Source organism: Chelativorans intermedius (assembly GCF_025398255.1).
Taxonomy (GTDB): Bacteria; Pseudomonadota; Alphaproteobacteria; order Rhizobiales; family Rhizobiaceae; genus Chelativorans; species Chelativorans intermedius.
In genome coordinates this window covers 273459-284189 of record NZ_JAODNW010000003.1, presented here as the reverse complement: position 1 = coordinate 284189, position 10731 = coordinate 273459, and the positions used below count along the sequence as shown (strand labels likewise).

Genomic DNA, 10731 nt, shown 5'->3' with positions numbered 1-10731 from the left:
TTCAGGGGCGGGTCGCTTCAACATGACCCAGTGAATCAAAAACCCCCGGCCAAAGCCAGGGGTTTGTCAGCGGTCTGAGCCCCGGCGCAAGGCCGGGGCTTTCTTTTGCCGGAAAATGCCCGGGATTGAACCCCATTTGCGCCTGAAGCAGACACGCTGCCACGCGAAAGCCGGAGACATTCCATGACACCAGTCGCAGCGGTATGCGATGGACAATGAGCTGAGCGGCGTGGAGATCTTCCCGCATGTCCGCGTCATCATGGGGGTCATCGTCGGTATGGGCATCACCCGGCTGCTCGCCGGGGTGGCCCGTTTCGTCCAGCACCCCTCACGCGAAGAGATGTCCACCATCCATCTGGCGTGGGTGGGCGCGATACTTCTCATGCTCGTGCACTTCTGGTGGTGTGAGATGGCGCTCTACGGTGTTCGGGACTGGTCGTTCGGCGTCTTCTTCTTCCTCGTCGTCTACACGGTGGTGCTCTTCCTGATGAGCGTTCTGCTCTTTCCCGACAACATCCGCGAATATGCCAGTTACGAGGACTTCTTCCTCAACCGGCGCAAATGGTTCTTCGGCCTGCTCGCACTCAGCCTTGTGCTCGACATCGTCGACACCTCGATCAAAGGCGCCAAGCATTTCGAACGCTATCGCCTTGACATCCTGGTCTTCACGCCACTGTTCTTCATCCTATGCCTGCTTGCGATGCGCACGGCCAACCGCCGGTTCCACCTCTTGATGGTGACGCTCAGCATCGCCTATGAGGTGCTCTGGGTCGCCCTTCTGTTCGGCGCACCCCGCTGAACGGCGGGGACCGCAAGGCATAAAGTCTCACCAGCCGGGTTGCGCACTGACGCCGCCATCGACCACCAGCTCGATGCCGGTGATCCAGCGTGCGGCATCGCTGAGAAGGAAGAGAACGGCATCGGCCACATCCTCGGGCTGTCCGAGCCGGCCGAGGGGAGCGGCCTTCTTCCAGCCGGCCACGCCCTGCGGCCAGTCTTCCTCGATGCCCTTGCGGTGGACGAGACCCGGCGAGATGGCATTGACGCGGACGCCCAGCGGCCCGAGCTCCAGCGCCGCCGCCTTGGTAAACGTCACAAGCGCAGCCTTCGAGGCAGCGTAGTGAGCGTGGCCCGAAATCGGCCTCCCGTTCTCGATGGAGGCGATGTTGACCACCGCACCGCCGGTGCCCGCCGCGCGCGCATGGCGCGCGAAGATGCGTGTAAGCAGGAAGGGGCCGCCGGCATTGACCGCCATCATCCGCTCCCAGCTTGCCTGCGAGATCTCTCCCAGCGGCGCCACCGGCTGCCAGCCGGCATTGTTGACGACGGCGTCGAGACGGCCGAAGCGCGCCACCGCCCCGCGCACCAGCGCCTCCGCCTCCGCTTCCTCGGCAAGGTCCGCCCGGTGGGCTGCGGCCCGGCCGCCTGCCTGCACGATCTGTGCGGCAAGCTCTTCCGCCGCGGCCTGGTTTCCATGGTAGTGGCAGAGAACGCCGGCGCCCGCCTCGGCCAGCCGCCGGGCGATGCCCGCGCCGATGCCGCCGCTCGCCCCCGTCACGATCACCACGCGGCCGGACAGATCGAGCAGGCGGTCAACGGGGGGAGCGTTGGCCGCCATCCTTCACCCCTCCTTGCCGCCCGGCAGATCGGGCAGAAGCTCGGAGAGAACGGCGGCGATCTTACGGCCGCAGATGGCGGCGTGGGCGAAGATCTCCTCCACCGTATCGGGCTGCTGGTCCGGCCCGCCGGTCGCCTGGTTGGTGATGGCCGAGAAACCGACCACGGGCAGGCTTGCATGGTTGGCGGCGATCACTTCGGTCACGGTGGACATGCCCACCGCATCGCCGCCCGCCGAGCGCAGGAAGCGACGCTCGGCAGAGGTTTCGAGCGAAGGGCCGAGCACGCCCGCATAGACGCCATGGTGCAGCGCGACGCCGGCGCGCTGCGCCGCCCTTTCCGCCATGCGGCGAAGCTCGGGATCATAGGCCCGCGACATGTCGGGAAAGCGCAGGCCGAGCGCTTCCTCGTTCTCCCCGCGCAGCGGATTGTGGCCCGTGAAGTTCAGATGATCCTCGATCAGCATCACATCGCCGGCCTGATAGTCGGGGTTGAGCCCGCCGGCGGCGTTGGTCACCACCAGCGTTGCAGCACCCAGCCGCCTGAGCAGATAGACGGCGAGCGCGATGTCGCGCGGCGACCAGCCCTCGAAAAGGTGCAGCCGCCCCTGCATGACGACGACGCGGCGACCGTAAAGCCGGCCGATGACGAGCTGCCCCTTGTGGCCAGGCGCGGTGGAGACGGGAAAGCCGTCGATTTCCTGATAGGGGATGATGGTCGCCCCTTCCACGACATCGGCCAGATGGCCCAGGCCCGAGCCCAGCATGAGGGCCACCTCGCAGGAGGCGCCGACGCGGTTCTTGATCGAGGCATGGGCCCGCTCGAGACGGGAAAGCTGGCTTTCTTTCATACGGTTCCTCGTTGCGCTTCACTCAGGCGATGCTCGCCGCAATCCGGGGCTTCAGCCGTTCGACGGCCTCGATGGTCTGGCCGATGGCATGGCGGGTGAGCGCGCCGTCGCGCACCACCTGCTCGCCACTCAAGAAGACGTGGCGCACGTCGGACCTGGCGGTTGAATAGACGAGATGGGTGACGGGATCGAACATCGGCACGGCGTGCGGACGCTTCACGTCGATCAGGATCATGTCGGCGAGCTTGCCCGCCTCCAGGCTGCCGATGCGCCCGGCCGCGCCTAGCGCTTCCGCGCCCGCCGAGGTCATCATGGCGAGAGCCTGTGCGGTGGAGACGGCATCGGCCTTTCCGGTCACCGCCTTGTGCAGGGTGGCGGCAAGGCGCAGCGCCATCCACATGTCGAGATCGTTGCCGCTGATGGCGCCGTCCGTACCCAATGTGACCCGAACACCGGCGGCGAGCATCTCCGGCACCCGCGCAAAGCCGGAGGCGAGCTTGAGATTGGAGACCGGATTGTGCACGGCAGTCGCGCCGGTGCGGGCCAGAATCTGGATCTCCTCGTCGTCGAGATGCACGCAGTGGGCGAGCAGCGTTCGCTCGTCGAGCAGGCCCAGATCGTCAAGATGGCGGATGACGGAACGGCCATAGCGGCCCGTCACATCGGCCTGCTCGGCACGGGTTTCCGCCGCATGGGTGCTGAAAAGCGCGCCGTGGCGTTCGGCAAGCTGCTTGGCCGTCTTCAGATTTTCCGGCGCCACCGTATAGGCGCCGTGCGGCAGCACGGCAGGGAACACGTCCTCGGCATCCGAAAACATCTCGAAGAAGCGCTCGGCGGCGGCGATCCGGCCCTTGAGATTGTCGCCCGTCACCCCCGGCGGGTCGAAGAAGATGCCGCCGGTCGAAACGCGCATTCCCACCGTGCGCGCCGCGCGCACCGTCTCTTCCGGGTACCAGAACATGTCCATCACCGTGGTGACGCCCGACAGCAGAAGCTCGGCAAAGCCCAGAACGCTGCCCAGATAGCAGGTCTCGGGGTTGAGGATCGCCCCTTCCGCCTTCCACACCGTCTGCAGCCAAGGCTCCAGCGGCAGATCCTCCACCAGGCCGCGAAACAGGCTGTCGCCGGCGTGGCAATGGGTGTTGATAAGGCCCGGCATCAGGATGTGGCCCTTGCCGTCCACCAGGCGCCGGGCGCCTGCCGCTGCCGCTTCCAGCTCGACGCTCGCAGCGACCTGCTCGATGCGGCCGTCGCGCACCGCCACGCCGCCATCGGCGATCACCGTGCCAGCGGGATCGCATGTCACCACCGTCGCATTCCTGATGACCAGATCCGTCATGGCGCTCCTCCGTTCGCTGTCCGCCCGCGACGCCACCAGGACAGGGTGATCAGCACCGCAAGCGTTGCCAGATAGGGCATCATATCCGTGAATTGCTGCGGCATACCCAGCCCCTGCACGCGGAACGACAGGCTGTCCACCGTGCCGAAGATGAAGGCGATAAGCAACAAGGGCCAGGGCCGCCCGCGCGTCAAAAGCACGGCAACCACGGCAATCCAGCCGCGCCCGGCGCTCATGTTCTCCACGAAGAGATTGACATTGGCGATGGAAAGCTGCGCCCCGCCCAGCCCGCACAACGCGCCGCAGCCCATCAGCGCATAGAGCCGCACGCGCCGCGGGCTCACGCCACCGGCCACCAGCCCCGCCGGGTTTTCGCCCGCCGCGCGAATGCGCAGGCCGAGGCGGTGGCGGGCAAAGAAGAGGCTTGCCACAGGCACGGCGACGAGCGCCAGATAGAACAGCGGCGACTGGCCGCCGAACACCGGCCCCAGCACCGGCAGCCAGCCAAGACCGGGGATCGAAACCGGCCCGAAACCCGCAATCGCCGGATCGCTGAAGGCGCCCATGGCATCGAAGATGGCACGCAGCAGATAGGTGGTAAGCCCGGCGGCCAGAATGTTGATGGCGATCGACACGACGATGGGATCGCCGCCGCGGCGCAGGTTGAACTCGGCGAAGACGAGGCCCATCGCAACGCCGCCCAGCATCGCCGCCAGCGCGCCAAGCCACGGCGACCCCGAGAAATAGGAGCCGACGACGGCTGCAAAGGCCCCCATGAGCAGGAACCCCTCAAGCGCGATGTTGAAAACGCCGGCCCGCTCGCACAGCGCACCGCCGAGTGCCGCAAGCAGGATCGGGGTGACGAAGCGCGGCACCGAGGCCGCGAAGGAGGGATCGAACAGAAGCTCAAGCACCCTCGCCTCCCCCTGCCCTGCGTTCGGAGGAGGCGACGAGCGCGCCGGACACGCGGCTGGCCACGAACAGGATGATGACCGCCTGCATGACGAGCGCGATTTCCTTGGGCACGCCGGCCGAGCGCTCCATGCCTGCCGCCCCAGTCTGGATGGCCGCGAAGAACAGGCCCGAAAGCGGCACCGCCCAGGGAATCATGCCCACCAGAAGCACGGCGATGATGCCGGTCCAGGCATAGAGCGGCTGCACCAGCATGCCGTCGATATAGCGGTGATGGACACCGAAGACGGCGACGGCCCCCACCAGCCCGGCGATCGCCCCGCTCATGGCAAGGGTCTGCAGGGTCAGCTTTCCGACCGGCAGGCCCACGGTGCGTGCGAAGGCCGGCGACAGGCCGTTCATGCGGGCATGATAGCCATGCAGGGTGAAATGGCTGTAGATGATCGCAAAAAGGCTTGCTGCCGCGATGAACAGGATGCCGATGTCGAGCCGCGTGCCCGGAAAATAGGGAAGCCAGGTAGCCTGCGGCACCAGATGGGATTGCACCATGCCCGACTGCACGTCGCGAAACGGATGCGCGACGAGATAGGAGGCGATGTAGCGGATGGGATAGTTGAGCAGGAGCGAGCCCACCAGCAGCGGTACACCCAGGTGAAGCTGCAGGAGACCGGCCAGAAGCGCCCAGCCCGCCCCCGCCACCATGGCCGCCAGGATGGAGGCGCCAAGCACGAAAAGCGGCGGGCCGGGCAGGAAAAGGGCAGCCAGCGCCGCCACCAGCCCGCCGGCGACGAGCTGGCCTTCCCCGCCGATGTTGAACAGTCCGGCGCGGAAGCTCAGCATGACGGACACCGCCATGCCGGCAATCAGCGCGGCGCGGCTGAGCGTTGCCATGAGATAGGAAAGGCGTCGTCCGCCAAAGGCATTCTGCAGAAAGGCGGACAGCGCCTCGCCGAAGGGCGCGCCGACAAGCGCCATGAGAAGGAACAGCACGCCCGCGATCCAGGCGAGCGCCACCCCCCAGGAGACCGCTTCGCGCAGCACCGCGCTTTCCCGAAGGGTCCTCATGCCACCTCCGGCAGCGCCTGGTGGGCGCGCGAGGTCATCATCCGGCCTATGGTCTCGCGGTCGGCCTCCGTGCCCGCCACCTCGCCGGCAATGGCGCCCGCATACATCACCAGAATGCGGTCCGACAGGGCCATCACCTCGTCGAGCTCGGTGGAGACAAGCAGCACGGCATGGCCCTCGTCGCGCATCCTCATCAGCTCCCCGTGGATGAAGTCGATGGCGCCGATGTCCACGCCCCAGGTCGGGTTCTCCGCGATGACCAGCGGCGTGTTGCGTGCCAGCTCCCGCCCGACCACCAGCTTCTGCTTGTTGCCGCCGGACATGGTGGCGGCAAGCGCTGACGGCCCGCCGACGCGAATGCGAAAGCGCTCGATGAGCCCGCTGGCAAAGCGCGCCATCGCCGCGCGATCGAGAAAGGGGCCGCGAGTGAAGGCCCGGCGGTCGTCGCGCCCGGCATTGGCGTTCTCGCTGACCGTGGCGCCAAGGGCCAGCCCCATGCGCTGGCGGTCCTCGGGAATGTAGCTCATGCCGAGCCGCCTTCGCCGTTCGACGTCGAGATGCGTCACCGGCCGACCGCAAAGCGCAATCTCCCCGGAAAGCGCCGGTGCGAGCCCGGTGATCGCCTGGATGAGCTCCCCCTGGCCGTTGCCGGCAACGCCGGCGATGCCGACGATCTCTCCCGCGTGCACGCGCAGCGACAGGGGTCCGACCGCGCCGCTGCGACCCGCCACCTCGAGGTCGCGCACGGCAAGCACCGGCTCTCCCGGGGTCCGCACCGCGCGCTGGCGCGCCGGCGGCAGCGCGCCGCCGACGATGCCGCGCGCGATCTCCTCCTTGCTGGTTTGCGACAACCGCCCCGACCACACGAGCCGGCCCGCCCGCATGACGCTCACCCGGTCGGCCAGTTCCATCACCTCGTCGAGCTTGTGGGTAATGAGCACGATGGCCTTGCCGGCGGTCCGGAAGCTGCGCAGCGTGGCGAAAAGCCGGTCCTTTTCCTGCGGGGTCAGAACCGAGGTGGGCTCGTCGAGGATCAGCACCTCCGCCTGCCGGTAGAGCATCTTCAGCACCTCCACCACTTGCCGCTCCCCGACGGAGAGGCGGGCCACCGGGCGGTCGAGGGCGAGGGAGATGCCGTGCTGCTCGGCGATCCGGCGAAGCCGGCTCCGCGCGGCGGAAAAATCCACGAGGCCAAAGCGGCCAGCAGGCTCCGCGCACAGGACGATGTTTTCGAGAACACTCATCGACTCCTGCAGCATGAAGTGCTGGTGCACCATCCCCAGGCCGTGGCGGATCGCATCCTGTGGCGAGGTCCAGCGCCTGTCCTGCCCGTCGAGGCGGATGGCGCCCGCCTGCGGCGCCACAAGGCCGAACAGCACGTTCATGAGTGTGGTCTTGCCCGCCCCGTTCTCGCCAACGACAGCGTGCACCTCGCCCGGCTCGATGGCCAGCGAAACGTCCTCCACCGCGGTCAGCGCGCCGAAACGGACGGTGATGCCACAAAGCGCCACGCGCATGGGCATCAGCCCTCCGGCGCGCGCCCGGCGGCCGCGCTTCCTGCTGTACCAGCCGGCGCCCTCACTGGGCGAACATCGGGTCTTCGAGCACCAGCGAGCCGTCGGCGATGCTGGCGGCCACGCTGCGCATCTTCTCGACGACCTCGGGATGCTCGGCGACCACGCACTGGCTGTCGGCCAGAGCGTCCTTTTCCAGCGCCATGGCCGACATGCCGCCCTCCTTCAGGCCGAGGGACATCATCACATGCTCGCCCCCGAGAATGGCCTCGATCGCCTGCAGCATGGCCGTGTCCACCCGTTTCAACGTCACGTCCACCACATGGCCGGGCGCTTGCGGACACTGATTGATGTCCACCGAGAAGACCAGGAAATCGTTCTCCTGCGCTGCCTCGAAGACGCCGAAATCGCCGCCCGAGGTGGCGGTGAAGATGAGATCGGAGCCGGCAGAATGCATGGCCAAGGCCTGCTCCTTGGCGCGCACCGGATCCGAAAACGGATTCTCGCCGCCCACCCAGCGCACATCGACCGCCGCATCGGGCGCCACCGATTTCACACCCTGCGCATAGCCATCGGTGTAGCGGTGCAGAAAGGGAATATCGAGCGCGCCGACCACGCCCACCTTGCCCGATTCGGTGAGCATGCCGGCGGCGACACCCATGAGATAGCTTGCCTCATACTCGCGGAAGACCGCGCAGTGAACGTTCTCCGGCCGGTCTTCGATGCACTGGTCGACGATGAGGAACTGGATGTCGGGCGCCGTGGGTGCCACCTGGCGCACGATATCGTTGAACTCGAAACCGAGCAGCACCACGATGTCCGCACCCTCGTTCACGGCCGCATTCACGTTTTCAAGCCTGTCGGCGGCCGTGCGGCTTTCATAGGTGCGCACCTCGGCGCCGAACTTCTCCCCTGCTGCCTCGATGCCCTCCCGACCCATCTGCAGGAAGGCGTTGACGCCGATGGGGTCCGGCGAGACATAGACGAAAAGCCTGTCCTCCTGCGCGGACGCCGCTCCCGCCGCGCCTGCCAGCCCGGCAACGAGAAGTGCTTTCAAGAACTTCATTCGGTCATCTCCCTGTTCACCCTCGCGCCGGCAGCGCCCGAAGGCGACCGGCAGACAAGGCGGATCGGCATTGGAGGCACGTCCGGTGCCGCAAGGCGGACATGCATTCGGACTGTCGGAGCCGACCGGCACCATGCAACGGAAAACGGCGCTGCTTCGCAAGCCCGGCTGTACGCTTTTGACAAATTAGGATGCCATTTCTAACAATTGTCAAGCGACCTGATATTTGCTGAAATTGTTCAACCGGGCGAGGTGGAAATGCAGGCCGAGTGGTTCGTCCCCGCGACTGGCAAGCCGGAATTCTGGACCGAGGAGCGGTGTTTCATCACCGAGCTTCTGAACACGCCCGCTTCACCGGAAGCCTCGCTTGCCCTTGCCCGGGTAGAGCCCGGCGTGACAACCCAGCTTCACAAGCTTGCGGGCGTCTGCGAGCGCTACATCGTGCGCAAGGGCCAGGGCGTGGTGGAGATCGACGGTGAGCGCCAGACCCTTCGGGCCGGCGATCAGGCCATCATCCCGGCGGATGCGGCCCAGCGCATCACCAATACGGGCGAGGACGACCTGGAGTTCTACTGCCTGTGCACGCCGCGCTTCCAGCCCCAGAGCTATGTGAATCTGGAGGAATAGCCCGCCACGTCAGGCGAGCGATAGCGCCACCGGCGCGTTCAGCGAATTGCTGACCGTGCACATCTCCTTGCCGCGGCGAAGAAGCTGCCTGGCCGTTTCCTCGTCCTGCGGCTTGCGCTCGAATGTGACCACAGCCTCGATGCCGGCGACGCGGCTCGGCAGGTCGAGCGCCCTTTCCGCCTTCGCGGAGACGGCAATGTGCCCGACATCGAGCTTCATGCCCTGTGCAGCCGCGGCGAGCGAGATGGCAAGGCATGAGGCGACCGCGGCCACCAGAAAGTCCACCGGCGAGGCCGCGTCCTCGACCGGCGGCGAGGCGATGGTCACGCTCTGGGCAGGCGCGGTCTCGACCGTAACGCGCCCCGCCTCCAGCCGTGCGGCAAGCGGCCCATAGGTCTTCGGCTTCAGTCTCAAGGCCATCGCGTGCTCCTTCACATCAGCTTTGCGGGCAGGTAGAGAGCTAGCTGGGGTGCGGCGGTCAGAATTGCAACGCCCAGAAGCAGGATCATCCAGTACGGCGCGGCCGCATAGGCAGCCCGTCCCAGCGTCACCTCTTCCCTGGCAACGGACACGAGGACGGAGAGGTTGAGCCCTACCGGCGGCGTCACCTGGCCGATCTCGATCAGGACGGTGATGATGACGCCGAGCCACACCGCATCGAAACCGAGCCCGGTCATCAGCGGAAAGACGATGGGCAGCGTCATGATCATCAGCGACAGGCCGTCGAAGAAGCATCCAAGCACCAGATAGATCGCCACCACGAGGGCAAGCACCGCAAGCGGCGGCAGGTCGGCCGCCCTCACCGTCTCCAGAATGGCCTGCGGCACGCCGAGCAGGCTGACCGCCTGGGCCAGGATGGTGGCACCCATCACCACGAAGGCGATCGCGGCATAGAGCAGCATGGCGCGATAGAAACTCTCCGCCAGCATGGCGAGCGTGAGCCTGCCCCAGGCGCGCGCCACGACGATGGTGGCGAGCACGCCGATGCCGGCGGCCTCCGTAGGCGTTGCAAAACCGTAGGCGATGCTGCCCATGATGGTGAGGATGAGCAGGAGAAACGGCCAAAGGCCCAGAAGGTCGAGCAGGATGCGAAGGGGGCGCACCCGCGCTGTCTCCTTCGGCGCCAGACCCGGCTTGGCCAGACAGCGCAGGAAGATGTAGACCATGAACAGGCCGGCAATCATGAGGCCCGGCACGATGCCCGCGATGAACAGCCGGCCGATCGAGGTCTCCGTCAGCGCGCCATAGATCAGCAGCGACAGCGAAGGCGGGATGAGCAGCCCCAGCGTGCCGCCGCCGGCCAGCGAGCCCACCACCATGCCGCGGTCATAGCCGCGTGCCGTCATTTCCGGATAGGCGACGGAGCCGACGGCCGCCGCCGTCGAGAGGCTCGACCCGCTGACGGCGCCGAACACGGTGCACACGGCAATATTGGTGTGCAGCAGGCCGCCCGGCACGCGCTGGAAAAGCGGCGTCAGCGCGCTGTAGATACGCTCGCTCATGCCGCTGCGCAGCATCACCTCCCCAAGGATGATGAACAGCGGAATGGCGCTCAGCGTGAAGGCGTTGAAGACGTTCCACACCGCATCGACCGCCACGAAGGTGGCGCCGCCGGCCACGAAATGCAGGATGAGAAAGCCGGTAAGCCCGAGGGCCGCACCGAGCGCCAGCCCCGATCCGGCGAACACGCCGAGCCCGCCGAGCAAGAACCCCCAGAACATGAACGACACTCCGTTTTTCG

The 10731-nt window shown here is 66.8% G+C and carries 11 protein-coding genes; 2 read left to right on the top strand and 9 right to left on the bottom strand.

Annotated features, from left to right (window positions below; translation table 11 throughout):
- Positions 1-208 precede the first annotated feature (208 nt).
- Entirely contained in the window at positions 209-799 is a 591-nt protein-coding gene (locus NYR58_RS05315; protein ID WP_261519436.1) for a hypothetical protein, read from the top strand.
- A gap of 27 nt (positions 800-826) precedes the next feature.
- Here the strand turns inward: NYR58_RS05315 and NYR58_RS05310 are convergent, their stop codons facing one another.
- From NYR58_RS05310 to NYR58_RS05280, 7 genes are read right to left on the bottom strand one after another with little or no spacing between them, the layout of a single operon-like run.
- Positions 827-1618, bottom strand: coding sequence for an SDR family NAD(P)-dependent oxidoreductase (locus NYR58_RS05310; RefSeq protein WP_261519435.1), 792 nt, complete (start codon positions 1616-1618; stop codon positions 827-829).
- Positions 1619-1621: 3 nt separating this feature from the next.
- The gene (locus NYR58_RS05305; protein ID WP_261519434.1) at positions 1622-2467 is read right to left on the bottom strand and encodes a purine-nucleoside phosphorylase; all 846 of its coding nucleotides are present in this window, start codon (positions 2465-2467) and stop codon (positions 1622-1624) included.
- A gap of 22 nt (positions 2468-2489) precedes the next feature.
- Complete coding sequence (locus NYR58_RS05300) at positions 2490-3806, bottom strand: amidohydrolase family protein (RefSeq protein WP_261519433.1); 1317 nt, start codon at positions 3804-3806, stop codon at positions 2490-2492.
- Positions 3803-4720, bottom strand: coding sequence for an ABC transporter permease (locus NYR58_RS05295; RefSeq protein ID WP_261519432.1), 918 nt, complete (start codon positions 4718-4720; stop codon positions 3803-3805). The genes NYR58_RS05300 and NYR58_RS05295 overlap by 4 nt, the downstream gene beginning before the upstream one ends.
- The gene (locus NYR58_RS05290) at positions 4713-5783 is read right to left on the bottom strand and encodes an ABC transporter permease (RefSeq protein WP_261519431.1); all 1071 of its coding nucleotides are present in this window, start codon (positions 5781-5783) and stop codon (positions 4713-4715) included. The genes NYR58_RS05295 and NYR58_RS05290 overlap by 8 nt, the downstream gene beginning before the upstream one ends.
- Positions 5780-7306, bottom strand: coding sequence for an ABC transporter ATP-binding protein (locus NYR58_RS05285; protein ID WP_261519430.1), 1527 nt, complete (start codon positions 7304-7306; stop codon positions 5780-5782). Before NYR58_RS05285 ends, NYR58_RS05290 begins: the two co-directional genes overlap by 4 nt.
- A 55-nt stretch (positions 7307-7361) precedes the next feature.
- Entirely contained in the window at positions 7362-8363 is a 1002-nt protein-coding gene (locus NYR58_RS05280; protein ID WP_261519429.1) for a BMP family ABC transporter substrate-binding protein, read from the bottom strand.
- A gap of 258 nt (positions 8364-8621) precedes the next feature.
- On the opposite strand from NYR58_RS05280, the gene NYR58_RS05275 reads away from it, so the two are divergent.
- Positions 8622-8990: a cupin domain-containing protein gene (locus NYR58_RS05275; protein WP_261519428.1), complete on the top strand. Its 369-nt coding sequence runs from the start codon at positions 8622-8624 to the stop codon at positions 8988-8990.
- Between the two features lie 9 nt (positions 8991-8999).
- On the opposite strand, the gene NYR58_RS05270 is transcribed toward NYR58_RS05275, so the two are convergent.
- Both NYR58_RS05270 and NYR58_RS05265 read right to left on the bottom strand, forming a co-directional pair.
- Positions 9000-9410 carry an OsmC family protein gene (locus NYR58_RS05270; protein ID WP_261519427.1) on the bottom strand — a complete coding sequence of 137 codons (411 nt, stop codon included), beginning with the start codon at positions 9408-9410 and terminating at the stop codon, positions 9000-9002.
- A gap of 11 nt (positions 9411-9421) precedes the next feature.
- Positions 9422-10711 carry a TRAP transporter large permease gene (locus tag NYR58_RS05265; protein WP_261519426.1) on the bottom strand — a complete coding sequence of 430 codons (1290 nt, stop codon included), beginning with the start codon at positions 10709-10711 and terminating at the stop codon, positions 9422-9424.
- Positions 10712-10731 lie beyond the last annotated feature (20 nt).

What these genes read in the sequence shown, in the direction of transcription:
- NYR58_RS05315 (WP_261519436.1), top strand. Translation starts at nt 209, where the DNA reads ATGGACAATGAGCTGAGCGGCGTGGAGATCTTCCCGCATGTCCGCGTC.
- NYR58_RS05310 (WP_261519435.1), bottom strand. Translation starts at nt 1,618, where the DNA reads ATGGCGGCCAACGCTCCCCCCGTTGACCGCCTGCTCGATCTGTCCGGC.
- NYR58_RS05305 (WP_261519434.1), bottom strand. Translation starts at nt 2,467, where the DNA reads ATGAAAGAAAGCCAGCTTTCCCGTCTCGAGCGGGCCCATGCCTCGATC.
- NYR58_RS05300 (WP_261519433.1), bottom strand. Translation starts at nt 3,806, where the DNA reads ATGACGGATCTGGTCATCAGGAATGCGACGGTGGTGACATGCGATCCC.
- NYR58_RS05290 (WP_261519431.1), bottom strand. Translation starts at nt 5,783, where the DNA reads ATGAGGACCCTTCGGGAAAGCGCGGTGCTGCGCGAAGCGGTCTCCTGG.
- NYR58_RS05285 (WP_261519430.1), bottom strand. Translation starts at nt 7,306, where the DNA reads ATGCCCATGCGCGTGGCGCTTTGTGGCATCACCGTCCGTTTCGGCGCG.
- NYR58_RS05280 (WP_261519429.1), bottom strand. Translation starts at nt 8,363, where the DNA reads ATGAAGTTCTTGAAAGCACTTCTCGTTGCCGGGCTGGCAGGCGCGGCG.
- NYR58_RS05275 (WP_261519428.1), top strand. Translation starts at nt 8,622, where the DNA reads ATGCAGGCCGAGTGGTTCGTCCCCGCGACTGGCAAGCCGGAATTCTGG.
- NYR58_RS05270 (WP_261519427.1), bottom strand. Translation starts at nt 9,410, where the DNA reads ATGGCCTTGAGACTGAAGCCGAAGACCTATGGGCCGCTTGCCGCACGG.
- NYR58_RS05265 (WP_261519426.1), bottom strand. Translation starts at nt 10,711, where the DNA reads ATGTTCTGGGGGTTCTTGCTCGGCGGGCTCGGCGTGTTCGCCGGATCG.